This window comes from Hartmannibacter diazotrophicus (assembly GCF_900231165.1).
Classification (GTDB): domain Bacteria; phylum Pseudomonadota; class Alphaproteobacteria; order Rhizobiales; family Pleomorphomonadaceae; genus Hartmannibacter; species Hartmannibacter diazotrophicus.
Window position 1 is genome coordinate 4,331,953 of record NZ_LT960614.1, and the last position, 26,866, is coordinate 4,358,818.

General features: G+C 64.7%; 19 protein-coding genes. 9 read left to right on the forward strand and 10 right to left on the reverse strand.

What is annotated here, in order from left to right; all coding sequences use genetic code 11:
• Positions 1-215: 215 nt before the first annotated feature.
• The gene (gene rplS / locus HDIA_RS20165) at positions 216-680 is read left to right on the forward strand and encodes a 50S ribosomal protein L19 (RefSeq protein ID WP_099557787.1); all 465 of its coding nucleotides are present in this window, start codon (positions 216-218) and stop codon (positions 678-680) included.
• Between the two features lie 338 nt (positions 681-1,018).
• Positions 1,019-2,071, forward strand: a complete 1,053-nt coding sequence (locus HDIA_RS20170; RefSeq protein WP_173796269.1) for a fatty acid desaturase — start codon at positions 1,019-1,021, stop codon at positions 2,069-2,071.
• A 50-nt stretch (positions 2,072-2,121) separates the two neighbouring features.
• On the opposite strand, the gene HDIA_RS20175 is transcribed toward HDIA_RS20170, so the two are convergent.
• Positions 2,122-2,937 (reverse strand): transglutaminase-like domain-containing protein, encoded by an 816-nt coding sequence (locus tag HDIA_RS20175; protein ID WP_099557789.1) that lies wholly within the window; start codon positions 2,935-2,937, stop codon positions 2,122-2,124.
• A gap of 349 nt (positions 2,938-3,286) precedes the next feature.
• Between HDIA_RS20175 and HDIA_RS20180 the strand changes: the two genes are divergently transcribed.
• Together HDIA_RS20180 and leuC are read left to right on the forward strand one after the other, a co-directional pair.
• Positions 3,287-4,231 carry a metallophosphoesterase gene (locus HDIA_RS20180; protein WP_099557790.1) on the forward strand — a complete coding sequence of 315 codons (945 nt, stop codon included), beginning with the start codon at positions 3,287-3,289 and terminating at the stop codon, positions 4,229-4,231.
• A 286-nt stretch (positions 4,232-4,517) separates the two neighbouring features.
• On the forward strand, positions 4,518-5,930 hold the full coding sequence (leuC, locus tag HDIA_RS20185; protein ID WP_099557791.1) for a 3-isopropylmalate dehydratase large subunit: 1,413 nt from the start codon (positions 4,518-4,520) through the stop codon (positions 5,928-5,930).
• Between the two features lie 114 nt (positions 5,931-6,044).
• Here the strand turns inward: leuC and HDIA_RS20190 are convergent, their stop codons facing one another.
• The gene (locus tag HDIA_RS20190) at positions 6,045-7,034 is read right to left on the reverse strand and encodes a helix-turn-helix domain-containing protein (RefSeq protein WP_245884002.1); all 990 of its coding nucleotides are present in this window, start codon (positions 7,032-7,034) and stop codon (positions 6,045-6,047) included.
• A gap of 280 nt (positions 7,035-7,314) precedes the next feature.
• Between HDIA_RS20190 and HDIA_RS20195 the strand changes: the two genes are divergently transcribed.
• Positions 7,315-8,367, forward strand: coding sequence for an alpha/beta hydrolase family protein (locus HDIA_RS20195; RefSeq protein WP_099557793.1), 1,053 nt, complete (start codon positions 7,315-7,317; stop codon positions 8,365-8,367).
• 129 nt (positions 8,368-8,496) lie between these two features.
• Here the strand turns inward: HDIA_RS20195 and HDIA_RS20200 are convergent, their stop codons facing one another.
• The 6 genes from HDIA_RS20200 to HDIA_RS20225 all read right to left on the reverse strand — a co-directional run bounded on the left by HDIA_RS20200 (position 8,497) and on the right by HDIA_RS20225 (position 16,423).
• Positions 8,497-9,147, reverse strand: coding sequence for a LolA family protein (locus HDIA_RS20200; protein WP_099557794.1), 651 nt, complete (start codon positions 9,145-9,147; stop codon positions 8,497-8,499).
• Positions 9,148-9,262: 115 nt separating this feature from the next.
• Positions 9,263-12,454, reverse strand: coding sequence for a DNA translocase FtsK (locus HDIA_RS20205; RefSeq protein WP_162292674.1), 3,192 nt, complete (start codon positions 12,452-12,454; stop codon positions 9,263-9,265).
• A 184-nt stretch (positions 12,455-12,638) separates the two neighbouring features.
• Positions 12,639-12,842, reverse strand: coding sequence for a hypothetical protein (locus tag HDIA_RS20210; RefSeq protein ID WP_157775753.1), 204 nt, complete (start codon positions 12,840-12,842; stop codon positions 12,639-12,641).
• 2 nt (positions 12,843-12,844) lie between these two features.
• Entirely contained in the window at positions 12,845-14,077 is a 1,233-nt protein-coding gene (locus tag HDIA_RS20215; protein ID WP_099559051.1) for an aminotransferase class I/II-fold pyridoxal phosphate-dependent enzyme, read from the reverse strand.
• A gap of 368 nt (positions 14,078-14,445) precedes the next feature.
• Positions 14,446-14,784 (reverse strand): P-II family nitrogen regulator, encoded by a 339-nt coding sequence (locus HDIA_RS20220; protein ID WP_099557797.1) that lies wholly within the window; start codon positions 14,782-14,784, stop codon positions 14,446-14,448.
• 295 nt (positions 14,785-15,079) lie between these two features.
• Positions 15,080-16,423: an ammonium transporter gene (locus tag HDIA_RS20225; RefSeq protein WP_099557798.1), complete on the reverse strand. Its 1,344-nt coding sequence runs from the start codon at positions 16,421-16,423 to the stop codon at positions 15,080-15,082.
• Between the two features lie 902 nt (positions 16,424-17,325).
• Between HDIA_RS20225 and HDIA_RS20230 the strand changes: the two genes are divergently transcribed.
• A complete protein-coding gene (locus HDIA_RS20230; RefSeq protein WP_099557799.1) occupies positions 17,326-17,664 on the forward strand; it encodes a P-II family nitrogen regulator in 339 nt (112 codons plus the stop codon).
• A 51-nt stretch (positions 17,665-17,715) separates the two neighbouring features.
• The gene (locus tag HDIA_RS20235; protein ID WP_099557800.1) at positions 17,716-19,056 is read left to right on the forward strand and encodes an ammonium transporter; all 1,341 of its coding nucleotides are present in this window, start codon (positions 17,716-17,718) and stop codon (positions 19,054-19,056) included.
• Positions 19,057-19,153: 97 nt separating this feature from the next.
• On the opposite strand, the gene tesB is transcribed toward HDIA_RS20235, so the two are convergent.
• Complete coding sequence (tesB, locus tag HDIA_RS20240; RefSeq protein WP_099557801.1) at positions 19,154-20,014, reverse strand: acyl-CoA thioesterase II; 861 nt, start codon at positions 20,012-20,014, stop codon at positions 19,154-19,156.
• 197 nt (positions 20,015-20,211) lie between these two features.
• Between tesB and HDIA_RS20245 the strand changes: the two genes are divergently transcribed.
• Positions 20,212-21,450: a ubiquinone biosynthesis hydroxylase gene (locus tag HDIA_RS20245; protein ID WP_099557802.1), complete on the forward strand. Its 1,239-nt coding sequence runs from the start codon at positions 20,212-20,214 to the stop codon at positions 21,448-21,450.
• A 265-nt stretch (positions 21,451-21,715) separates the two neighbouring features.
• Entirely contained in the window at positions 21,716-23,170 is a 1,455-nt protein-coding gene (locus HDIA_RS20250) for a hypothetical protein (RefSeq protein WP_099557803.1), read from the forward strand.
• Positions 23,171-23,239: 69 nt separating this feature from the next.
• Here HDIA_RS20250 and pyc read toward each other — a convergent pair whose 3' ends face one another.
• The gene (pyc, locus tag HDIA_RS20255) at positions 23,240-26,686 is read right to left on the reverse strand and encodes a pyruvate carboxylase (protein WP_099557804.1); all 3,447 of its coding nucleotides are present in this window, start codon (positions 26,684-26,686) and stop codon (positions 23,240-23,242) included.
• Positions 26,687-26,866: the final 180 nt, after the last annotated feature.

Sequence of the window (26,866 nt, forward strand, 5' to 3'; positions counted from 1 at the left end):
TCCATGCCCGATGGGACAGTGCGTCCCAAAACCCTGTCCCGAATGTGGGCTCCCCCGAAAAGAAGCTCGCCTAGGCCATGGACAAGCGTGGCCCATTCCTGTATGGAACCGCCTCATATCCGAAATGATGCGATTAGAACGGCGAATACGCCCCCATTCGCGTGGACGATGCGTGGGCGCTCTGGGCGTTCGAGAAGAGACGAAGGCAAGATGCCATGAACATCATCGAAGAGCTCGACAAGGAGCAGATGGAAGCCGTTAACGCCAAGCGGACGCTTCCCGAATTCGGCCCCGGCGACACCGTGCGCGTGAACGTGCGCGTCACCGAAGGCACCCGCACCCGCGTGCAGGCCTATGAAGGCGTCTGCATCGCCCGCAACGGCGGTGGCCTGAACCAGAGCTTCACCGTCCGCAAGATTTCCTACGGCGAAGGCGTGGAGCGCGTGTTCCCGGTCTTCTCGCCGATGATCGAGGGCGTGGAAGTCGTGCGCCGCGGCAAGGTTCGTCGCGCCAAGCTGTACTACCTGCGCAATCTGCGCGGCAAGTCGGCCCGTATCGTCGAGGCCACCAACGCCCGCGCCCGCAAGCTCAACGACGCCCAGCGCGCCGATGTGGCTGCCGCCAAGGCGGACGCCGCCGCAGCCAAGGAAGCGGCCAAGGCCGAGGCTGCCGCCGAGTAATCGGCAGGCGGTCATCGCCGAATTTTCCGAACGGGTGGCCCCGCGCCACCCGTTTTTTTTGCTCTCGGGCAGGCAGAAAGCCCGCAAGGAAGAAGTCTATCTCAAATCGATACGGTATACGGCAGATGCCTTTTCTGCTTAAAAAGGCGTGCCGTCGAGTGATCGACATCGGTGCTGGGACGATTCGCCCAAATTGCACGCGGAATGTTTATGCGATTCGATATATCTTGAGGGCTCACGAAGGGCGACGGCGCGACGGCGCGCTCGCTTGACATAATTGGCGGCGGCCACAGACATACGGCAGGAAATTTTTGCAAACGGTGCTACCGATGCCAAAGATGGCAGACACAAGCGCGCCCCCCGTCTCCGGGCAGGAAGAGGCAGCAGCTGAAAGCGTCAACTGGACACGCGCTCTGGCACGCTATCGCGACCCGGACATCCGGCGAAGCCTGCTGGAACTCTGCATTACCGCCGTGCCGTTTGTCGGCCTGTGGGCGCTGTCCCTCATTGCCGTGAAGTTCGGCTGGTACTGGGCATCCGCCATCCTGGCCGTGCTTGGCGCAGGCTTTCTCCTGCGGTTGTTCATGATCCAGCACGACTGCGGCCATGGGGCCTTCTTTCCCGGCCGTCGCGGTAACGACTGGACCGGCCGCGTCCTCAGCATCATCACATTCACGCCTTACGACATGTGGCGGCGGGCCCATGCCGTGCATCACGCCAGTTGCGGCAATCTCGACCATCGCGGCATCGGCGACGTCGATACGCTGACGGTGCGCGAATATCTCGGCCGTTCCCGCTGGGGGCGTTTCGCCTACCGACTCTATCGGCACCCGGCCATCATGTTCGGCCTTGGCCCGTCATGGCTCTTCCTGCTGCAGAACCGCCTGCCGGTCGGTTTCATGCGCAACAAGGGCTGGACGCCTTGGATCAGCACCATGGCGACCAACGCCGCCATCGTCGCCGTGATCGGCCTTCTCGCCTACGCCATCGGCCCCGTCCCGCTCCTGCTCGTCCATCTGCCGATCATGCTGATCGCGGCGACGATCGGCGTCTGGCTCTTCTTCGTCCAGCACCAGTTCGAGGAGACGCACTGGGAGACCAACGAGGGATGGAACTTCCAGGAAGCGGCGCTGCATGGCAGCTCGCACTATGACCTGCCGGGCATCCTGCGCTGGTTCACCGCCAACATCGGCATGCACCACGTCCATCATCTGTCGAGCCGCATTCCCTACTACCGCCTGCCGGAAGTGCTGCGCGATCATCCCGAACTGCGCGACATCAGCCGCCTCACGCTCTGGCAGAGTTTCCAGTGCGTGCGCCTGACGCTCTGGGACGAGGAGCGGCGCAAGCTGATTTCCTTCAAGGAGACCAGGGCGCTCTACGGCGCCTGATCCGGCCCGGTGAGACCGGCCACCAAGGCCGGCTCTCATATGTCCGGCCCTCACTTCGGCGGATCGACCTCGTCGGTCCAGACCGTGAACTCCGCCAGCGTGTTGACCCCGAAGGTCGTCGCAATCGCCACGTCGGCCGCATCCCGGCCACGCGCCATCAGGATGCGCCCGATGCGCGGCATGTTGTTGCGCGGATCGAACGTATGCCAGTGGCCGCCGAGATAGGCTTCGAACCAGCCGGCAAAATCCATCGGGCCATAGGGCGGCGGCATGCCGATGTCGCCGAGATATCCGGTGCAATAGCGCGCCGGAATGTTGAGGGCCCGGCAGAAGGCGACGGCAAGGTGCGCATAGTCGCGGCACACGCCCACCCCCTCGCGATAGGCTTCGGCGGCCGTCTTCGTCGCCCGGGCATGTTCATAGCCGAAGCGGATGTGATTGTGCACGAAGTCGCAGACGGCCTGGACACGCGGCCAGCCCGGCTCGGTGTGGCCGAACAAATCCCAGGCGATCTGGCTCAGAAGCTCGGTTTCGCAAAAGCGGCTGGACAGCAGAAAGACCAGCGTGTCCTCGGGAAGGTCCTCGACGGGGTGCTGCATGGCATCCCTCTGCACGGCCTCCGGCAGGCCGCTGTCCCGCACGATGCCGGATCCGGAAATCACGGTGCGCCCCGCGGGCGCGGTCATGCGGCTGCACCAGTTTCCGAAGCTGTCGCGATAGGCGGTGATCGGGACGGAAGGATCCGTCGTCACATAGTCCGGCACGGCCATGTCCGACGCACGGCTGTAATGCACGTTGAGCACCAGCAGCATGGGCGTCGGCTGCGGGCAGTCGAAGACGAGACGGAAGCCAACGCGGATGTGCATCAAATGGGCCTCTTGGAGCGGTCACGAGGAAAAAGGGTATCCGGAGGATACAAGGCGCAATCGGCGCAGGAATTGAAAAATCCGGACAGGATTGGCGAAGGCAGACCGCCGAGTGGAGAACGAAGGCCACACACTTTGGTTCCGTGAGGGGCGCGGCGATCCACCGGACAAAGGCCACAAACAGAGTAGATCACGAGGACAAAGCCGATCACCAGCCTGTTTAACAGTAAGACCCCATCAACCATGCATGAAATTAATGCAGGTGAGCCAGTTCAAGACTGCGCACCTGTCCCGGAATGGCGAGGTCCGGTGAGACTTCCTCGACTGTTCAGCAGGTAGCATCCGCCGCATGATTTCACGCCGCACCTTTCTGAAGCTCGCCGGCTCGGCCCTCTTCTCCGCCATCCCGATGACGGCCTACGCAGGCCTCATCGAGACGCGCTACAAGCTCGTCACGACGCGCTACGAGATCGGCATTCCCGGCTGGGACGACAGTCACGGGCGCATGCGGATCGCGGTTGTCGCCGACATCCACGCCTGCGAACCCTGGATGCCGCTGAGCCGTGTGAGCGAGATCGTCGAGGCCACCAATGCCCTCAAGCCGGACGTGACGCTGCTTCTGGGCGACTATGCGGCCGGCATGGAGCATTTCAAGACGGCGGACGTCGCCATCGCCGACTGGGCCCGCGCCCTCGGGCGGCTTCGCGCCCCGCTGGGCGTTCATGCCGTCCTCGGCAACCATGACTGGGCGGTTGGCGGCGAGTTCTGCCGCTTTTTCCTCGACGACTACGCCGGCGTTCCCGTGATGGAGAACAAGGCCGTGCGTCTTTCGACGCCGAACGGCGGCCATTTCTGGCTCGCCGGCCTCGGCGACCAGATCGGCATCAACGACTATGGCCGCCCGGGACGCGACAACCTGCCGGGCACGCTGGCGCAGGTGACCACCGACGACCCCGTCATCATGATGGCGCACGAGCCGGACATTTTCCCCTTCATGCCGGCCCGCGTCGGCCTGACGATTTCCGGCCACACACACGGCGGCCAGGTCAGCCTGCCGGGCATCGGTCCGCTCATCGTGCCCTCGCGCTTCGGCACGCGCTACGCCTACGGCCATGTCGTGGAACGCGGCCGGCAGTTGCTGGTCTCCGGCGGCCTCGGCTGCTCGCGCCTGCCGATCCGCTTCGGGCGCCCGCCGGAACTGGTGCTTCTCGACATCGTGCCGGGCAAGAGCATCCAGGGTCCGGTCATCGGCCTCTCGGAGACCGCGCAGGTCGAGGATCACACCCTCGCCTGACAGCCCGCGAATTCGCCGGCGCGTGACGGTTTGGAATCGCTCTCACATTGTCGTTTGCCGCTGGCGCTGCTATATGCACCGCCATGACGAAGACGAGACACATGACCCGTGATCATGTTCCGACGATGGTGGAGTTCGCCGCCGTCTCCGATCACGCGCGCCTGCCGGGTCGGTTCTTTGCCGCCCTCCTCGCCTCGGACAGCTTGCTTCGACGCTGACCGCGTTTCGTTTTTTCCGTTTCATTCGAATGTGACGCCCAAAGAGGCAATGCCCCAAGAGGCCCAAGATGACGACCAATCCGCGCACGCTCTATGACAAGATCTGGGACGACCATGTGGTCGAGACCGCCGAGGACGGCACGAGCCTGCTCTATATCGACCGCCACCTCATCCACGAGGTGACGAGCCCGCAGGCCTTCGAGGGCCTGCGCACGGCCGGCCGCCCGGTTCACCAGCCGAAGAAGACGCTCGCCGTCGTCGACCACAACGTGCCGACCACCGACCGTTCCAAGCCCAACGAGGACCCGGAATCGGCCGCCCAGATCGCCGCGCTCGCCGAAAACACCAGGGAATTCGGCATCGAATACTATGACGAGTTCGACAAGCGCCAGGGCATCGTCCACGTTGTCGGCCCCGAGCAGGGCTTCACCCTGCCCGGCATGACCATCGTCTGCGGCGACAGCCATACCTCGACGCACGGCGCCTTCGGCGCGCTCGCCCACGGCATCGGCACCTCTGAGGTCGAGCACGTGCTCGCCACCCAGACGCTGATCCAGAAGAAGGCGAAGAACATGCGGATCACCGTCGACGGCAAGCTGCCGGACGGCGTGACCGCCAAGGACATCATCCTCGCGATCATCGGCGAGATCGGCACCGCCGGCGGCACCGGCTACGTCATGGAATATGCCGGCGAGGCGATCCGCTCGCTCTCGATGGAAGGCCGCATGACGGTCTGCAACATGTCGATCGAGGGCGGCGCCCGCGCGGGCCTCATCGCCCCCGACGAGAAGACCTTCGACTATATCCTGAACCGCCCCATGGCGCCGAAGGGCGAAGTGCTCGAAAGCGCCATGGCCTACTGGAAGACGCTGTTTTCCGACGAAGGCGCCCATTTCGACCGCGAGGTCCGGCTCGACGCGGCCAGCCTGCCGCCGATCGTCTCCTGGGGCTCCTCGCCCGAGGACGTCACCTCCGTCACCGGCGTCGTGCCGAACCCGGACGAGATCGAGAATGAAGGCAAGCGCACCTCCAAGTGGCGTGCGCTGGAGTATATGGGCCTGAAGCCCGGCACGAAGATCACCGACATCATGCTCGACAAGGTCTTCATCGGCTCCTGCACCAACGGCCGCATCGAGGATCTTCGCGCCGCCGCCGCCGTGGTCAAGGACAAGAAGATCGCCGGCAACATCAAGCTGGCGATGGTCGTCCCGGGCTCCGGCCTGGTGAAGGACCAGGCCGAGGCCGAAGGCCTCGACAAGATCTTCATCGAGGCCGGCTTCGAATGGCGCGAGCCGGGCTGCTCCATGTGCCTTGCCATGAACCCCGACAAGCTTTCTCCGGGCGAGCGCTGCGCCTCGACCTCGAACCGCAACTTCGAGGGTCGTCAGGGCTTCAAGGGCCGCACGCACCTCGTCTCGCCGGCCATGGCCGCCGCCGCCGCCGTCGCGGGTCACTTCGTCGACATCCGCGACTGGAAATGACACGCCAACTTGCGAACCGCTGAAACGACAAACGGCCGGAGCGATCCGGCCGTTTTGTTTCTTGCGCCCAGTGCTTCAACCAGATGAAGATTCGGGCCGGAACGACAAGGCCCCTCAACTCGCTCGACTTTCGCTCGGATGGGCCGGTGCCGCCTCTCCGGCGGGTTCGGCGTCCACCTGCTGCGCCAGCCAGGCACTCGGCGCGACGCCCGAGACACGCAGGAATTCGCGATTGAAGTTCGACTTGGTGTTGAAGCCGCTTTCGAGCATGGCGCTCGTCACGCTGTCGCCGCGCGCCAGCAGCGCGCAGGCATGCCGAATCCGGAAATCGTTGATGAAACGCGAGACATTCTGGCCGCTACCCCGGTTGATCGCCGTCGACAGGTGCTTTGCCGGAACGCCGAGACGCCTTGCAAGACGCGCCAGCGTCAGGTTCGGATCGAGATAGAGCGGTTCCTCGTTCAGCAGATGGCGCAACCGGGACATCAGGGCGGCGTGTTCTTCCACAACGCCCGGATCCTCGTCGGCCTCTCTTTGCCGGGCGGCATCGTCCGGCTCCTGCGCAAGGCTCTGCGACAGGCCGAGGATGCCGATGGCGAGCAGGGCCAGAGATGAAAAGCCGCCAACGATGAGCGGCTTCAGCCAGTCCATTCCCTGTGCCAGGACGAGCGCGATCAGTCCGTCGTTGACGGCCGACAGAATGAGGGCAAGCGCAATCACGCGCCAGACGAGTTCAGGCCTCTCGCCGGCTTCAAGGCGCATGCGGGGCAACCCGTCCGGACCGGCACGCAGCCCATTCAGCATCAGCCCACCGTAGATCAGGAAGACGCCGCAGACGACGACGTCGACCGCCATCGGGGCAAAAACAACGCAGAAGGCTGCGAACAAGGGAACGGCCGCATGCGGCACATCGAGCGAGCGGGAGAACGGGCGCACCGCCGTCACCTGAAAGATGACCCAGGCAAGCGGTGGAATGACGGTGGCCGTGACAGGCTGAACCCTGCCAAGACCACCGAACCCATAATACTGGTTGAGGGCCACGATTAGGCTCTGCAGGCCGCAGACGCCGATGAGCACCGCCAACAGCCACGGTCTGTCCTTCACGACCAGTATTCTGATAACGAGAAAAGCCAGGACGATCGCAACGATCAAGGGAACAGGCAAAGCCAGCATCGGGCACCAACGACAAAAAGCAAAACAGGATCTGGCCGATCATGACGATGAGCCGGAACGCGGTGGTCGGACTGGATTAAGGTCCTGTCCGCCGCACTGCAATGGTCCCAAATCCGGTTTCGCGCGACCTGAAACCGGTTCGAGGACGCTTCAACGCCGTGATTCCTGAAGAAAGAGTCCGCACCCAATGCGTCAACACGGAGCTCTTTCCATGAGACCCTGCGCTTACCTCGCCGCTTTCATTCTTGCCGCCACCTCGGCAATATCCAGTGCATCCGCCGATCCGATCGCCGGTTACGACCGAATGGACATGCTCCTTCCCCACCGCGCCCGCCCCGTCGATGCCACGGTGTGGTATCCGGTCAAGACACCCACCTATCGAGGCCTGGTCGGCGACGACGCGGTGTTCAGGGGAACATATGCCAATGTCGGCGCGGCGGTTGCGGACGGCACACGTCCGCTCGTCCTGCTGTCGCATGGCTCCGGCGGCAATATGGACTCGCTCGGATGGCTTTCGTCGGCGCTCGCCCGGCGCGGCATGATGGTGCTTGCCGTCAATCACCCGGGCAGCACATCGGGAGATTCCTCACCCCGTCGCTCGCTGCGGTTCGACGAGCGCGCCGCCGATCTGTCGGCGGCGCTCGACAAGCTTCTTGCCGACCCTGCCTTCGGCCCACACGTCGACCGCTCGCACGTCACTGCACTCGGCTTTTCTCTCGGCGGCGCGACAGCGCTCCATCTCGGCGGCGCACGCCTCGATCCGCAGAAATACCGCGAATACTGCGACCGGTTCGGCGCTGAGGCCGCCGACTGCCACTTCTTCGCCAGGGGCAGCGTCGATTTCACCGACGTTCCGAAGGGATTTACCGCCGATGCCAAGGATCCGCGGGTCACAACCATTGTCACCATCGATCCCGGAATGACCTACGGCATGACCGAGCAGAGCCTTTCGTCGATGAACCTGCCGGTTCTGCTGATCAATCTCATTGCGCCGCCGGATTGGAAAGGCATGAGCCTCGGGCTCGCCGGTGACGTCGGACCGAAGGGAAGCGATCTCGCTCACCGTCTGCCCCGGGCGGACTACGTTAGGATCAGCCCGGCGATCCATTACACCTTCCTTGGCCTTTGCAAGCCCGATGCTGCGCAAATCCTGCGCGAGGAGGAGGATGATCCGATCTGCGACGATCCGGCGGCAACGGACCGGGCCGCCATCCACGCAAGGATCGTCGACGAGATCGCGGCATTTCTCTCACGAGAGCATTGAGCAACGCCTGCCCTTCCACCCGGCAGGAGACGAGACGCATCGTGAGGACGAGGCAAACCAGCGCCTGATCGACGCAAAGCGGCCGGATCGCTCCGGCCGTTTCTCATTCCATGCTGTCGTGCAGGACGCTCACTTGTAGAGCGAGAAATTGATCTTGAACCATTCGGGCTTGGTCGCAACGCCCGACTTCAGGTCGTAGACCGCAACCGTCGTGTCGAGCCCCTGCGCGTCGGTGACGGTCCACTGGCGCAGCTCCACCGTGCGTCCGTCGAAGATCAACGTCAGCTTGCCGGAGGCGAAGGTGCCCGGGTCCTCAAGGACGACCGTCAGGAGATCGTCCTCCATGCTGACGGACTTCACCACCGCCTCCTTGGTGAGATCGATATTCTTGTCCAGGAGGAAGCGCAGCGGCGTGTCGGAGAGGAAGACCAGCGTCTGGTCCCGCGCCACCTTGTCGTCGATCGCCACCGTCTTGCCGTCGGAGATGATGTCCATCTTCGTCGGCGGCGCGTAGCGGAAGCGCATCTTGCCGGGCCGGTCGAGGACGAAATAGCCCTCCGCCATGCTGCCGTCCGGACCAGTCTGGATGAACTTGCCTTCCAGCGTGTCGATCGAGTTGAAGTAGTTGTTGACCGCCTTCACCTTGTCGATCTGCTCGGCGGTGAGCCCGCCGAGATTGGGCACCGCAAAAGCGGGCGAGACGAGCCCGCCCCCAACGATCGCCAGCGTCCCGAAGGCCGCGGCACGGCGGATCAACTGGCGGCGGCTGAATGCGATCATGGGTCCTGTCCTTGTCGTCTTCCTGAGGCCGGCGCTCCTGCGCCGTTCCTCCAACCCTATGTGTTATTGACCGTCCGTGGCGGCAAGTGGGCGCCGGCGCGCGCCCTCCCCGTCGTCAGAACGGATCGTCGTCGTAGTCGTTGCCGCCGCCGTGGCGATCCTCCATCAGGATCTCGCGCTTGCCGGCGTGGTTGGCGGGCGAAACGATGCCTTCCTGCTCCATGCGCTCGATGATCGAGGCAGCACGGTTGTAGCCGATGCCGAGCCGGCGCTGGATGTAGCTGGTGGAGACCTTCTTGTCGCGCAGGACGACCGCGATCGCCTGATCGTAGAGGTCGGCGCCTTCGCCCGAACCGCTGTCGCCGCCGGGCGCGCCGCCACCGTCATAGGGGCTCGCCTCTTCGTCTTCCTCGGTGATGGCGTCGAGATAGTCCGGCACCCCTTGCGTCTTCAGGTGCGCGACGATCTCCTCGACCTCCACGTCGGAGACGAAGGGGCCGTGAACGCGCTGGATGCGCCCGCCGCCCGCCATGTAGAGCATGTCGCCCTGGCCGAGGAGCTGCTCGGCGCCCTGCTCGCCGAGGATGGTGCGGCTGTCGATCTTCGACGTCACCTGGAAGGAGACGCGGGTCGGGAAGTTGGCCTTGATAGTGCCGGTGATGACGTCCACGGACGGACGCTGCGTCGCCATGACGACGTGGATGCCGGCCGCGCGCGCCATCTGGGCAAGCCGCTGCACCGCGCCCTCGATTTCCTTGCCCGCGACCATCATCAGGTCGGCCATCTCGTCGATGATGACGACAATGAACGGCATCGGCTGCAGGTCGAATTCCTCGGTCTCGAAGATCGGCTCGCCGGTTTCGCGATCGAAACCCGTCTGCACGGTCCGGCTGATCTGCTCGCCCTTTTCCATCGCCTGCGAAACACGGGCGTTGAAGCCGTCGATGTTGCGCACGCCGATCTTGGCCATCTTCTTGTAGCGGTCCTCCATCTCGCGGACCGTCCACTTGAGCGCCACCACCGCCTTCTTCGGGTCGGTGACGACCGGCGTCAGGAGGTGCGGAATGCCGTCATAAACGGAAAGCTCCAGCATCTTGGGGTCGATCATGATCAGGCGGCACTGCTCCGGCGTCAGCCGGTAGAGCAGCGACATAATCATCGTGTTGATGGCGACCGACTTGCCCGAGCCGGTGGTGCCGGCGACCAGCATGTGCGGCGTGCGGGCAAGGTCGACGATGACGCTCTCGCCGCCGATGGTCTTGCCGAGCGCCAGCGCGAGGCGCGCCTTGGTGCGCTCGAATTCCTCGCTGCCGAGGATTTCGCGCAGGTAGACCATCTCCCGGTGCTGGTTCGGCAGTTCGATGCCGATGGCGTTCTTGCCGGGGATGACCGCCACGCGCGCCGCGATGGCGCTCATCGAACGGGCGATGTCGTCGGCAAGGCCGATGACTCGGCTCGACTTGATGCCCGGCGCCGGTTCCAGTTCGTAGAGCGTCACGACGGGGCCGGGACGCACATGGATGATCTCGCCCTTGACGCCGAAGTCGTCGAGAACGCCTTCCAGAATGCGGGCATTCTGTTCCAGCGCATCGGAGGAAATCTTGACCTGACCATCGGCGCGCGGCTCGGCGAGAAGCTGCAGCGGCGGGAAGACATAGCCCTCCTCGTGACCCGGCAGGCGCGGCTGGGCATCGTTGACGAGGCGGCGGCCGGGCTTCGGCGGCGGGGCGGCCGGCGTCACGCGCGGGGCCATCGGCGGCCCCTGTTCGGCGCCGCTGGTGTCGGCGTGCGGCTGTCCGCGCCCGTCACGGGCAAAGGCGGGCGGAGGCGCGGCCGGCGGACGCGCTTGGGGCCGCGCAACCGGACGGGAGACCATGGGCGGCTCGACGCGCGCATCGGCGGACCGCGGGCGCAGCCATCCGCCGCGCTTCTGCGGCGTCACCGGCACCGGATCGGCATCTTCCCAGCCGCCGGCATCGTGACCGAAATCCTGCTCCGGCTGGTCGGAGCCATCGTAGTCGTGCTCCGGTTCCGGAGCCGGTGCGGGCCTGCGCAGGGCGGCCGGGCCGCGCAAGGGACGCGGCGGCGGAACGACCGTCGGATCGGGACGCGGCATGACCCGCGCGGCCGGCTCCATATGCACCGAACCCATAGCCCGTTCCTCGGGCATCATGTCCTGCTCGTAGGCGGCATCCTGCCAGTGCGCACGCGGAACGGCCACCTCGACGGGCGGCGGAACCGGCGCCATGCGGCCCTGCCGCTGCACCGGCGCCGGATGATAGGCCTCGCCGTAGCCGTCCATCGCCTCGTCGGAGGCGGCCAGATTGCGCACCAGACGTCCGAGCCGACGCTCGCCTTCGACCGGGATCGGACGTTCCGGCGCTTCCACCTGCACCGCCCGGCCACGCGCCATCTCGGCCATCACCGGTTCGCGGCGGGCGTCATAGTCCGGCGGGACGTGAATCTGCCGGCGCCGCGCCTGACGGTGCGGCGGTTCGGGAACATAGGGATCCGGCTCGAAGTCCGTCGGATCGAAGATCTCTTCGCCGGGATAGGCGAAGTTGGGCTCCCGCCGCCCGAACCTGCGGCCGAGCGAGAAGCGCAGCGACAGGATGGAGTGCGAGACGAGACCGGTGACGCCCGCCAGGAAACCGCCGCGCTGCGGCTCCTCGTCCGGCTCGTCATCCTCGAGCGGGCCATCGAAGGCAAGGTCTTCTTCCTCGTCGGCGCCCGCCGGAAAGCCGGAGGCATAGGCCATCAGGCCAAGCCCCAGGACAGCGGTCACCACGCCGACGATGACCCGGTAGGTTCCCGAAATCAGGCCGCCGGAGAAGACCGCCGGGATTTCCAGCACGAGATCGCCGAGATAACCGCCAAGGCCCATCGGAAGCGGCCACGCCTGCGGCACCGGCAGAACGCCAATGCAGGCAGCCGCGATGCAGACGCCGGCAGCCCAGGCGAGGATGCGGCCACGGGCGATCGAAACACGCCGTCCGGACAGCAGCGACCATCCCCACGTCACCACCGGAATGAGAAAGACCGCCGAGGTGAGCCCGACGAACTGCATGACGAAATCTGCGATGATGGCACCGCCATGCCCCAGCGCATTGCGCACCGGCAGATCGGCCGCGGTCGCATGGCTCCAGCTCGGATCGTCGACCGACCATGTCGCGAGCGCCGCCGCGAGCGCCGCCGACAAGGCGATGAGAACGAGGCCGCCCGCGCCGGCGAAATTGCGGCGCAAGACCTGCCGCAGACGGTGGTCCGAGGACATCTTGGCGGAATTGAGCGTTCTCGATAGACGCATGCTACGCATTTCTCGACAGGTATGACGTTTCGTAAAATCCTGACAACGAGCCCCTTAACGTGTCCGGCTCGCTGCCGCCTCCGAAGGTCCATCCGGCTTGACGCCGGAGGCCCCGCGGCATGACCGGGCCCTTCGGTCCGGCTTCAGTTCGATTCGGTCGGTAAAGACGATGCACCAATCTTCCTTACGAAGACTTTGCAGGAGTCTTGCCGTCTTCGTCGATTTCCTCGTCGTCCTCGTCCTCTTCCTCGTCCTCCTCGCCGAAGCCGGCGCCGTCGGGCCGGCGCCCGGGCGCATAGGCAAGGCACGGAATGCCGGCCACGGGATCGGTCATGGCGGTCAGCATGGACGTCAGGCGGTCAAGAAGGATGATCAGCATGGCGATCATGATCAAACAGTTGCTCCCTGCAAGGCGCGGCTCTTCAGGACATCGGCGATCCGTCGCAGCGCCAGTTCCGTTCGGGCCTGGTCGTCGACCATGGCCACGCGGATATAATTGTCACCCGGATTGCCGTGATCCGGATCGGTCATGGCCAGATAGCCACCCGGCAGCACCTTAACACCGGCATCCTCGAAAAGGCGCCGCGTCACGATTTCACCCCCGCCCTGCATCGAGACATCGAGCCAGAGGAAGAAGCCGCCGGCCGGGCGCAGGACCGATGCTCCGAGATCGCAATCGCCAAGGATCGCTTGCGCCGCATCGAATTTCGCATCGTAGAGACGCCTGTTTTCCGCAACATGCGCCTCGTCCGAAAGCGCGGCCACGGCCACGGCCTGCACCGGCAGCGGCACCTGCGGCGCATAGATATTGCGCGAGACGGCCCAGCGCGAGAGGAACTCCGGATCGCCGGCGGCAAAACCGCAGCGCAGGCCCGGCAGGTTCGACCGCTTGGAAAGCGAATTGAAGGCGATGACCTTGCCATGTCCCCCGCCAAGGCGGTCCGCCGCCTCAAGGACACCGGCCGGCGGTGCCCCGCGCCAGATCTCCGAGTAGCATTCATCGGCAAAGAGCAGGAAGTCGTGCTTCCGCGCCGTCTCGATCAGCCTCGTCCACTGATCGAGGCTGGCGACCGCGCCCTGCGGATTGGCGGGCGATGCGAAATAGAAGGCGACCGTCCGCTCCAGCGTTGCGGTCGGCACCGCGCCGATATCCGGCAGATAGCCGGTCTCCGGCCCCGCCGGCAGGAGAACGGGCTCCGCGCCGGCGATCTCCGCGCCCGAGGCATAGACGGCATAGAAGGGATTGGGGATCAGCACGGCCGGTCGCTCGACGCCGCGCGCCCTCGCCTGCCCGATCGCCTCGATGGAGGCCGAAAAGAGCCCGTCCCGCGATCCGTTGAGCGGCAGGACACCCTTATCCTCGTCGACGGATGTGCCGAGGCCATAGCGGCGCTGGAGCCAGCCCGCGACCGCCTGACGAAAGGCAAGACTGCCACGGATCGGCGGATAGCGTCCGAAGTCCGCGATAGAGCCGGCAAGCGTTGCCGCAACGAAGTCCGGCACCTTGTGTCTCGGCTCGCCGATGGTGAGATCGAGCACGTCGGCGCCCGGACGCACGTTCTCGATCAGCGCTGCCGCGCGCTGGAAGGGCGATGTTCGCAAGGCATTCAGGGCGGCAGTCATATCGTGATCCGGATCCGGTCCCGCGGTCGGACAGCCGTCGCCGGGACGCAATTCATGCGCTGTCCGGCTCGGCTGTGAACCATGACCAAAGCCTAAAGACGCGTGGTTAAGACGGCTTTAATTCGCAACTGCGGCGCGTTGGTGGAGATCACCAGGAAATGAAGCAGGCCGGTCCGCGCGGACCGCGAAGACAGGGTCAAAAATGCCGGAAGGCGAGAGGCTCGCCAGCGGGGCCGATAAAAAAAGGGCCGGCTGTCGCCGACCCTTTCAATCTCATGTTTCCTTGGCCCTGTCCGGCCGGTCCGCTCCTTCACCCGCCAACCCGGCAGTTTCGAAGCACGCACCGACGACCGGCGGCAGGTCTTGCCTCAGAGCGCGTCGGTATCGGTCTCGCCCGTGCGGATGCGCACGGCCTGGTCGATGCCGTAGACGAAAATCTTGCCGTCGCCGATCTGACCGGTCTTGGCAGCGCTGGTGATCGCCTCGACGACCTTTTCGGTCTGATCCGTCGGGACGGCGACCTCGACCTTGAGCTTCGGAAGGAAGCTCACGGCATATTCGGCGCCGCGATAGATTTCCGTGTGGCCCTTCTGGCGGCCGTAACCCTTCACCTCGGTCACGGTAAGGCCATGGACGCCGATCGCTGTGAGGGCGTCACGCACCTCGTCCAGCTTGAACGGCTTGATGATGGCCATGATGATCTTCATAGGGTCTGATCTCCCTTATTGCCTTGGCTCGCCGGTCAGCCGGACCGGTGCTCGACACTGCGGCCTTTTCTTGGGGCCGGGATGTTGCTGCCTGCCGGGTCATTCTGCGGCAGCAAATGCCGCAGAAGAAAACCGGGCTCCTCCCATGCCCTTCGACATCAACTTAGAGGCTTCATGAAAAAAGAGTAGTCCTTTTTCAATGACCTGCCGTCGCCGGAAGACATTTTCTCCGGCTGCCCGCAAGGATTTGCGGACAGCCTGTGTGGGACGAACCGGGTGAACCCGGGGGTCAGGCTTAGCTGTTGTGGTAGGCCGACTCGCCGTGGCTCGACAGGTCGAGACCGCCGCGTTCCGCTTCCAGGCTCGGACGCAGCCCGACGATGATGTCGACGACCTTGAAGAGCACGATGGAGAGGATGCCGCTCCAGATGATCGTCGTGACGACCGCCTCGATCTGGATGATGACCTGCGAGGAGATGGAGAAGTCGTCACCGCCGGTGCCGCCGAGGCCGGGCGCCATGAAGACGCCGGTGCCGATGGCGCCGATGATGCCGCCGATGCCATGGACGCCGAAGACGTCGAGGCTGTCGTCATAACCCATCTTCGGCTTCACGACGGAGACGAAGAAGTAGCAGCCGAGCGCCGCGATGGCACCGAGCACGATCGAGCCGATCGGACCGGAGGTGCCGCAGGCCGGGGTGATGGCGACGAGGCCGGCAACGACGCCCGAGGCAGCACCCAGCATCGAGGCCTTGCCGCGGGTGATGGTTTCGATGAGGCACCAGGCAACGCAGGCGGCCGCGGTCGCGATGAAGGTGTTCATCATCACGAGCGTTGTCGTGCCATTGGCCTCGAGGTTGGAGCCGGCATTGAAGCCGAACCAGCCGACCCAGAGAAGCGAGGCACCGACCATGGTGAGGGTCATGGAGTGCGGCGCCATCATTTCCTTCGGGTAGCCCGTGCGCTTGCCGACCATGATGCAGCCGACGAGACCCGCGATACCGGCGTTGATGTGGACCACCGTGCCGCCGGCAAAGTCAATCGCACCGAGGTTGAAGAGGAAGCCGGACGCATCCCAGACCATGTGGGCGACCGGGAAATAGACGAAGGTGACCCAGAGCGCGCAGAACAGCAGCACGGCCGAGAACTTGATGCGCTCGGCGAAGGCGCCGACGATCAGGGCGGGCGTGATGGCCGCGAAGGTCATCTGGAAGCAGATGAACACATACTCGGGGATTTCGACGCCTTCGGTGAAGGTTGCCGAGGTGGAGTCCGGGGTCACGCCGGCAAGGAAGAGCTTGCCGAGACCACCCCAGTAGGGGCTGGTGCCGCCACCGAAGGCGAAGCTGTAGCCGTAGATGACCCAGAGGAGCATGACGAGCGACGCGACGACCATGACCTGCATCAGGACCGACAGCATGTTCTTGGCACGCACGAGGCCGCCGTAGAACAGGGCAAGGCCGGGAACGGTCATCATGAGAACCAGGATGGTGCAGAGCATCATCCAGGTCACGTCACCCTTGTCGACTGTCGCGGCCGCAACCGCGGGCGCTTCGGCGGGAGCATCCTGCCCGAATGCGGGCAAAGCCGCCAGAGCGGCCATCGCGGCGGCCGCTGGTACGATTTTTAGGAACTTCATGGACGTGCCTTTTGCTGCAGAACGACAAAATGATTCGTTGGCCGAACGCCTTTTTATGGATGCCGTCACGCCTTCTCCCCCTCCCCCGCCAGTTGCGGCTCGGATCGAACGCATTGGACAGGCCCGCCACAAGTCTGCGGCCCACGGTACCTTTCTTAACAATCTTCGTGCCAAGTGCCTGATTCAGCCCTCCGGCGGCGATTTAGCCGCCCACGTCGGCGCGTCAGTCTTGTTGCAGCGCCAATCGAGTTGGCCCGCCGCGGCCAAACCTAGGCCAAATTAAGGCGCAAAATTGCGCAACAGATAATCATTTGCCCATTTATTATGCCGTTATCGGACGCAGCGTCGCTCAGCAGCCGGTGCATACGATGCGTTTTTGAGCAATTCGCCGCAATCGTGAATTTCGCCCGCAGACACCTGTATTCCTTAACGGCAACAAGCCTATTTCCATCATACTAAAACGATTAATCTGGCGCGCTGGACAATCTATCGGCGACTTGGCACGAAGATTGTTTCACCCAATTGCGATCAATAGCCAAAGCGCCCGATCTCTTGGATCGATATTCGTTCTGACAGGTCGGGCAAGCTTTGTTGGGGGCAGAACAATTGGCCGTGCCGCATCGAGATAAACGATAAGGCAGCCGATCAAATCTAGAGGGCCGGGCACCGCCTGGCCACTGCCGGAAACGGTCCGTCGGGGGACGGCGCCGCCGGGAGAAACCCTTCAAGGCAATCTTTGGCGTTCGGATCGCTCGCCGCCAGTCAGGGCAAGTGCCTGGGCTGCCGGGCGGATGAGAATTGAGCGGAATTTCGGCAGGCGGGGATCTGCCGCAGTCCGCAATCGAGGGGACCGGAGCAGCCAGACTGTGTCGGCGCCGGTGAGAGGAAGGAAAGCAAGGCCAATGAAAATAGTCATGGCGATCATCAAGCCATTCAAGCTGGACGAGGTGCGTGATGCCCTGACGGCGATCGGCGTTCACGGTCTCACCGTGACCGAGGTCAAGGGGTACGGGCGCCAGAAGGGCCACACGGAAATCTATCGCGGCGCCGAATATGCCGTGAGCTTCCTCCCGAAGCTGAAGATCGAGGTCGCCGTTGCGACCGACCTTGCCGAAAAGGTCGTCGACGGCATCACCGCCGCCGCCAAGACCGGCCAGATCGGCGACGGCAAGATTTTCGTCTTCAGCCTCGATCAGGCCGTGCGCATCCGCACCGGCGAGACCGACATGGAAGCCCTCTGAGCCCGGCATTCTCCGGCAAGACTTGATCCGAGAAGATAAGGAAGATCAGTAATGAAGCACCCCAAGTCTCTCCTTGGCCTGACAGCGGCCCTGGTGCTGGCGTCGATGCCGGCCTTCGGCCAGGATGCTGCGCCAGCGGCAGAAGCACCGGCTTTCGCGCCCGTCGCCGACACTGCCTATATTTTCAACACTCTCCTGTTCCTGATGGGCGGCTTCCTCGTGATGTGGATGGCCGCCGGCTTCGCCATGCTGGAGGCCGGCCTCGTCCGCACCAAGAACGTGTCGATGCAGTGCCTGAAGAACATCGCCCTCTATGCGGTCGCCGGCATCATGTTCTGGATCACCGGCTACAAGCTGATGTATGTCGGCGTCGACGGCGGCTACATGGGCAGCTTCGGGCCCTATTCCTTCGATCCGGTCGGCGGCAATGCGCTCGACACCGGCTATTCGACGGCGTCCGACTGGTTCTTCCAGATGGTCTTCTGCGCGACGACCGCCTCGATCGTGTCGGGCACGCTCGCCGAGCGCATCAAGCTCTGGCCGTTCCTGATCTTCACGGTCATCCTGACCGGTATCCTCTACCCGATCACCGGTTCCTGGCAGTGGGGTGCCGGCTGGCTGAGCGAAATGGGCTTCTCCGACTTCGCCGGTTCCACGCTCGTTCACTCGGTCGGCGGCTGGGCGGCCCTGTCGGGCGCCCTCATCCTCGGCGCGCGCAAGGGCAAGTATGGCCCGAACGGCCAGATCAATGCGATCCCCGGCTCCTCCATGCCGCTGGCAACGCTCGGCACCTTCATTCTCTGGCTCGGCTGGTTCGGCTTCAACGGCGCATCGCAGCTGGCCATGGGAACCATCGGTGACGTTTCCGACGTCTCGCGCATTTTCGCCAACACCAACCTCGCTGCCTGCGGCGGCGTCGTCGCGGCCATGATCCTGACCCAGATCCTCTACAAGAAGGTCGACGTCACCATGGCGCTCAACGGCGCTCTCGCCGGTCTCGTTTCCATCACCGCCGAGCCGCTGATGCCCTCGCCGCTGCTGTCGATTGTCATCGGCGCCATCGGCGGCATCATCGTCGTCATCACCGTGCCGATGTTCGACAAGATGAAGATCGACGACGTCGTCGGCGCGCTTCCGGTCCACCTGCTCTGCGGCATCTGGGGCACCATCGCCGTGCCGATCTCCAACGACGGCACGTCCTTTGCCACGCAGGCCACCGGCATCGCCGCCATCGGCATCTTCACCCTGGTTGCCAGCGGCATCGTCTGGATGGTCCTGAAGGTCACTGTCGGCATTCGCGTCAGCGAGGAAGAAGAGGCCATGGGTCTCGATCAGGCCGAGATTGGCGTCGAGGCCTATCCGGAGTTCGGTGTCGGCTCGGCCCGTCTCTGACGGTCTGGCCGATCAGGCCCCGAGATAAAAAAGCGAAGGCCCGGCGAACCCGCCGGGCCTTCTTGCATTGGAAGCCGAGAAGAAGAAGAAGAAGAAATCAGCCCTGCCGGCGCGGCCGGATCAGACCCTCCTGGGCGACGGACGCGACCAGTGCGCCGTCGCGGCTGTAGATGGAGCCGCGCGTGAAGCCCCGCCCGCCGGCGCTTGCCGGGCTCTCCTGCGCATAGAGCATCCAGTCGTCGAGCCGGAACGGCCGGTGGAACCAGATGGCGTGATCGAGGCTCGCGGACTGGAGATCGGGATCGAAGACGGCCTTGCCATGCGCGTAGAGAGCCGTGTCCAGCAGCGTCATGTCCGACACATAGGCCAGCGCCGCCCGGTGCAGGCCGTCGTCGTCGGGAAGAGGATCGCACATGCGGAACCAGAGCAACTGGCTCGGCTTGCCGTCGTCGCGCCGCATGTAGCGGGCGATGTCGACGGGCCGCAGTTCGACCGGGCGCGGCCGCTCCCAGTAACGCCGGATCGGCTCCGGTGCTTCCTGGAGGTGATGCGCCACCATCTCCTCCTGGCCCGGCAGGCTGTCCGGATCAGGAATGCCCTCCGGCATGTCCATCTGGTGCTCAAGGCCCGGCTCGGCGACATGGAAGGAGGCCGCCAGAGAGAAGATCGCCCGTCCGTTCTGGATCGCCACGACGCGCCGGGTCGTGAAGCTGCCGCCGTCGCGGATGCGGTCGACATCGTAGATGATGGGGATCGTCGGATCGCCAGGCAGGAGGAAATAGGCGTGCAGCGAATGCGCCAGCCGCTCCTTGGCCACCGTCTGGGTGGCCGCGTTCAGGGCCTGCGCAATTACCAGACCGCCGAAGACCCTCTGCCAGCCGACATTCGGGCTGACGCCGCGAAAGAGATTGCGCTCGATCCGCTCCAGCCTCAGGATCTCCTCGATCGCCTGCATCATTCACTCCCTCTTGCTTCACATGTCCGGGGCGCGGCGCGGCCTGCGCACGGTTCGGACCGCAATGCCTTGATCTGTTTCATGGACCCTTGCGACGGATCTCCTTATATAACGGCCAGACATCCTCACCAGAGGCCCATTCGGCACCGGCCGGCGCACCGCGAGCGACAAGGTGACGCCCGAAAGACGGGAACAGGATCATGGCAGCCACCGACGACCGTCAGGACATCGTGATCGCGGGCGGCGGCTATGTCGGCCTGTCGCTGGCCCTTGCCCTTGCCCGCGCCCTGCCCGGCCTGAAGGTCGCGCTCGTCGACGCCCGCCCGCCCCAGACCGATCCGGAGGAAGCCGCCAAGGATCTGCGCGCCTCCGCCATCGCCGCCGCGGCCCGGCGCATGCTCGCCTCGCTCGGCGTCTGGGAGGCCATCGAGCCGCACTCCCAGCCGATCCTCGACATGATCATTACGGATTCGCGCCTCGACGACCGTGTGCGCCCGGTCTTCCTGACCTTCGACGGACGGACCGACGACGGCGAACCCTTCGCCCACATGGTGCCAAATGCCGTGATGGTGCGCGCCCTTGCCATCGCCGCGACCGAGGCCGGCGTGACGATCATCGCCCCCGACCGGGTGGTGAATTTCGTCGTCGAGCCGGGCCGCGCGGTGGCATCGCTCGCTTCGGGCGGGACACTCTCGGCAAGCCTGCTTGTCGCCGCCGACGGCGTGCGCTCGCGCATCCGGACCCTCGCCGGCATCCGCACCTCGTCCTGGAGCTACGGCCAGTCCGGCATTGTCACGACCATCGAGCACGAATATCCACACGAAGGCCGGGCGGAAGAGCATTTCCTTCCCTCCGGGCCCTTCGCGACCCTGCCGCTGCCCGGCAACCGGTCGTCGCTTGTCTGGTCGGAAAAGACCGCGCTCGCCGAGCGGCTGGTGAAGGACGATTTCCTCTTCGAGAGCGAACTGATGCGCCGTCTCGGCCACCGCTTCGGCGAGGTGAAGGTGATCGGCCAGCGCGCCGCCTTCCCGCTGGGGCTGACGCTGGCCCGCGACTTCGTCCGCCCGCGCCTTGCGCTTGCCGGCGATGCCGCCCACGGCATCCATCCGATCGCAGGCCAAGGGCTCAACATGGGCTTTCGCGACGTGGCGGCGCTGGCCGAGGTGCTCGTCGAGGCCATCCGCCTCGGGCAGGACCCCGGCGCCCTCGATGTCCTGGAGCGCTACCAGACCTGGCGCCGCTTCGACACGGTCGAGATGGCCGTCGTCACAGACATCCTCAACCGCCTCTTTTCCAACGACATCGCGCCGGTCCGCATGATTCGCGACATCGGGCTCGGCCTCGTCGACCGGCTTCCGCGCCTCAAGAAGCATTTCATCAAGGAAGCCGCCGGCGACAGCGGCGACATGCCGAAGCTTCTGGCGGGTCACGCCATCTGACGGGAACCTGCCCCACGGACAAGGACTTGCGGGCGCCGGGTTGAGAGCTTGACAACCAAAACGTCAAGTCGCGGCGTCATGACGCGCCATTCATTTGACATGCTCACCGGTATGGTCAGAAATGCGCGCGAGCCGATGCGGGCCGAGGCCGGCATCCGGTCTGCGCTGCCGCTGTCACCGTTTTTTTGCTACCAATTGATTTGATCAGGGTCCCGGAGCCAGATCGACGAACGTGTCGGAAGCTCCGCTCTGGAGGGGGAAATCGATGCTTCGCCGTCTGTCGGCCATTTCACTGGCCACACTTGTCGTCGCCGCAGGCCCGGCCTATTCCGCTGAGATCACCGCCGACGGCGCCAAGGCGCTAGCCGACGAATTCGCCCGCTACATCGGCAAGGACGCCTTCGACAAGGGCTATGTGTCGATCACGCCGCGCGGCGAGAGCTATCTGGTGACGCTCGACACGGAAAAGCTCGTCAAGCTGGTTCCGAGCGAGTCCGGCTCTGTCACGGTCGACGGAAAGGCCGCCTTCACGGCCGAGCCGCTCGATGACGGCACCTGGCGCGTGCGCAACGACTCCACGCCCTCCTCCGTGACGATGACGCTCAACCCGCCGCACGGACCGGAGACCTTCACCTACACCTTCGACGGCCCGATCGACGGCGACGGCATCTTCGATCCGTCCCTCGGTGTCTTCCGCTCCTACACCGGTCGCAGCAACGGCTTCAGCATGACCGGGCCCGGCGTTCAGGCCGAAGAGAAGAACATCTCGGTGACGATGTCCGGCACGGCCGTTAGCGACGGCGTCTCCGATATCGAGGGGAATGCGGGCATCGACAGCCTCGACGAAACCTTCACGATCCCCGACGCTCCGCCGATGCAGCTTTCGGTCCGGCAGATCGGCCAGGACTTCGCCGTCAAGGCGCTCAAGGGCCGGGCGATCCTCGATCTTCTGGCCTTCATCGTCGCCCACAACAAGGAAGACAAGCTGGCCGCGGAAAACGAGAGCGAGTTCAAGTCGCTGGTCAATGCCGCCCTGCCGCTCTTCGATCATCACGACCAGACCCTCAGCATGGCCTCGCTGGCCGTCGAATCGCCGATGGGTCCCGTGACCATGGACAACTTCGGCATGCGCTTCGCCATGTCGGGCCTCGTTGCCAAGGCAGAAATGAGCCTCGGTGTGAAGGCCGAGAATCTGGCCTTCCCGCCAGTCGGCATTCCACCGTGGGCCGTGCAGCTCGTCCCGACGGCCTTCGATGTCGGCCTGGGCGTCGACGGCATGGACCTGGAGGCCCCCTCGAAGCTCTTCGTCAGCGAGATGGACATCAACGATCCCAAGCCTGTCACACCGCAGGTGGAGGAGCAGCTTGCCAAGCTGGCACTGCCGACCGGCAAGGTGCATGTGACGATCCAGCCGACCACCGTGTTGTCGTCCCTTTATACGGCCAATGCCACGGGTGATTTCGACATCGTGCCGGCCGAGCCGCAGCCGATCGTCGAGGGCACCGCGACGATCACGATGAAGGGCCTCGACGAAACCATGGCCGCCATTCAGGCCGAGGCCGCCAACGATCCCGAGGCGGCGGGAGCGGCCATGGGCCTCACCTTCGCCAAGGGCCTCGCCAAGACCAATCCCGACGGCAGCGCCACCTGGGAGATCGCCGTCGCCGCCAACGGCTCGGTGCGGATCAACGGCCAGATGATGGTTCCGCCCTCGCGCTGAATTGAGGCGTCCGAGAACGAAAAAAGGCCCGGTCGATGACCGGGCCTTTCCTGTTTCTGCCGATGGGGTCTATCCCTCGTAGACGACCAGAAGATCCTTGGCGTCGATCTGCGAGCCGGCATGAACGGCAACCTCGGCGATCGTGCCGTCGCGCTCCGCATGGATCGAGGTCTCCATCTTCATCGCCTCGATGGAGAGGAGAACGTCGCCCGCCTTCACCGCCTGCCCCGGCTTGACCGCGAGCGTCGAGACGACGCCCGGCATCGGTGCCGCCACGTGGTTGGGGTTGGTCGGATCGGCGGTGCGCTTGACACCGATGCCAGCGGCCGCCGCGGCCCGATCCGGAACCTTGACCATGCGCGGCTGGCCGTTCAATTCGAAGAAGACCCGAACCATGCCGTCTTCGTCCGTCCGGCCAATCGCCTGACAGCGGATCACGAGCGACTTGCCCTGCTCGATCTCGACCGAGATCTCCTGCTCTTCGGGAAGGCCGTAGAAATAGACCGGCGTCGGCAGGGCAGAGGTCGGGCCATAGATATCGGCAAGCGCCGCGTAGTCGGTGAAGACCTTCGGATACATCAGGTAGGAGGCGATCTCCGTGCCCGTCGGGCCTTCGACGCCCGGCTTGCCGCTGAGGTCTTTCTTGATGGCGTCGAGATCGACCGGCGGCAGCATCTTGCCGGGACGTTCCGTCACCGGCGCCTCGCCCTTCAGGATCTTCTTCTGAAGCTCCTTCGGCCAGCCACCCGGCGGCTGTCCAAGCTCGCCGCGGAAGAGCATCACGACACTGTCCGGGAAGGCGACGTCGCGCTTGGGGTCCTCAACATCGGCGACGGTCAGCCCGGAGGAAACCATCATCAGCGCCATGTCGCCGACGACCTTGGACGACGGCGTGACCTTGACGATGTCGCCGAACATCTTGTTGACCGCCGCATAGGTCTCCGCAACCTCGTGCCAGCGTCCATCGAGGCCAAGCGAGCGCGCCTGCTCCTTGAGATTGGTGAACTGGCCGCCCGGCATTTCGTGCAGATAGACCTCCGCCGCCGGCCCCTTGAGGTCGGATTCGAAGGCCGCGTACTGCTGACGCACAGTCTCCCAGTAGACCGAAATGTCCCGGGTCACCTTCTGGTCGAGCCCCGTCGCATATTCGGTGCGCTCCAGAGCGGCAACCAGCGAACCGAGGGACGGCTGCGAGGTCAGGCCCGAAAGGCCGTCCATCGCGGCATCCACCGCGTCGACGCCCGCCTCGACCGCCGCGAGAACGCTCGCCGCAGAAATTCCCGACGTGTCGTGCGTGTGGAAATGCAGCGGCAGGTCGGTCTGTTCGCGCAGCGCCTTGAACAGCACCTTCGCCGCGTTCGGCTTCATCAGGCCGCCCATGTCCTTGATGCACAGGATATGGCAACCGGCCGCTTCCAGCTGTTTGGCAAGGTCGAGATAATATTTGAGATCGTATTTCGACCGTGCCGGGTCCAGCATGTCGCCGGTGTAGCAGATCGCGCCCTCGCAGAGCTTGCCGGTCTCCAGGATCGCGTCGATGGAGACGCGCATGCTCTCCACCCAGTTGAGGCAGTCGAAGACGCGGAAGAGATCGACGCCATTCGCGGCCGCTTCCTTGATGAAGAATTCGACCGCGCTGTCGGGATAGCTCATGTAGCCGACGCCGTTCGCTCCGCGCACAAGCGCCTGCAGGAGGATGTTCGGCGCCTTGTCGCGAACGAGATGCAGCCGCTCCCACGGGTCTTCGGTGAGGAAGCGCATCGAGACGTCGAAGGTCGCCCCGCCCCAGCATTCCAGGGAAAAGAGCCCCGGCAGGCCGCGCGCATAGGCGTCCGCAATGCCGACGATGTCGTGGGTGCGGATGCGGGTGGCGAGCGCCGACTGGTGGCCGTCGCGCATCGTCGTGTCGGTGATGAGGGTCCGCTTCTCGGCCCGCATCCAGTCCGCGAACTTCTTCGGGCCGAGTTCCTTCAGGAGATCGCGCGTGCCCTTCTGGATCTCCGTCTTGTAGACGGGCGCCTGGGGCTTGCGTGCGTGGGCCGGAGGCGCGGGACGATTGCGCGTCTCCGGATGGCCGTTGACGGTCACGTCGGCGATGTAGGTCAGGAGCTTGGTCGCGCGGTCGCGGCGCCGGACCTGATCGAACAGCTCCGGCGTCTCGTCGATGAAGCGGGTGGTGTAGGTGTTGTCGTGGAATTTCGGGTTGGTGATGATGTTTTCGAGGAAGGCGAGGTTGGTCGCGACACCGCGGATGCGGAACTCGCGCAGCGCCCGGTGCATGCGCTGGATCGCCTCGTCCGCCGTCGGCGCCCAGGCCGTCACCTTTTCCAGCAGCGGATCGTAGAAGCGGGTGATCACCGCGCCCGAATAGGCGGTGCCGCCGTCGAGACGGATGCCGAAACCGGTCGCGCCGCGATAGGCGGTGATGCGACCATAGTCGGGAATGAAATTCTGTTCCGGGTCTTCCGTCGTGATGCGGCACTGCAGGGCATGGCCGTTGAGGACGATCTTGTCCTGCGCTGGAACGCCCGATTCCGGCGTGCCGATGGCGGCGCCGTCGAGGATGTGGATCTGCGCCTTGACAATGTCGATGCCGGTCACCTCCTCGGTGACCGTGTGCTCGACCTGGATGCGCGGATTGACCTCAATGAAGTAGAAGGCGCCGGTGTCGGCATCCATCAGGAACTCGACCGTGCCCGCGCCGTAGTAGTCCGTCGCCTTGGCGATCTTCAGGCCGTAACCCGTCAGTTCGGCGCGCTGGCCGTCCGTGAGGTAGGGCGCGGGCGCGCGCTCCACGACCTTCTGGTGGCGCCGCTGCACCGAGCAGTCGCGCTCGAAGAGATGGACGACGTTGCCGTGCTTGTCGCCGAGAATCTGCACCTCGACGTGACGGGCGCGCTCGACCAGTTTCTCCAGATAGACCTCGTCCTTGCCGAAGGCGGCCTTCGCCTCGCGCTTGGCGGTGATCACGTCCTTCAGGAGTTGCTCTTCGTCGCGGATGACGCGCATGCCGCGCCCACCGCCGCCCCAGGACGCCTTCAGCATCACCGGATAGCCGACGCGCAGCGCCTCGGACTTGACGACCTCCAGATCGTCGGGCAGCGGATCGGTCGCCGGCATCACCGGAACACCGGCGGCAATCGCCAGGTTGCGCGCTGCGACCTTGTTGCCGAGCTTGCGCATCGTGTCCGGCGAGGGACCGATGAACGTGATGCCGTTCTCGGCGCAGGCCTCGGCGAACTCCGGACTTTCAGAAAGAAGACCGTAACCAGGGTGAATGGCGTCGGCCCCGCTTTCCTTGGCGACCCGGATGATCTCGTCGATCGAGAGATAGGCCTCGATCGGCCCCATTCCCTTGCCGATCTGGTAGGCCTCGTCGGACTTGAACCGGTGCAGGGCGAGCTTGTCTTCCTCGGCAAAGACGGCGACCGTCTTGAGCCCCAATTCGTTGGCCGCGCGAAAGACGCGGATAGCGATCTCGGACCTGTTTGCCACCAGAATTTTGCTGATTGCCACGCCATCCTCCTCACGCGCCGCTGATGTCCTGCCGACAGTCGCAGAAGAGACCGCCGGGCCATATCAGTCGAATTCAAGTTTTCAGAACAGCTATTTGGGTCTGCGGCCATAAAAGCCGCACACCGGTGCCCCGCTGCATGATCGTTCAGTGTTAGCGTGTTTTTGCGTTTGCGAAAAGCA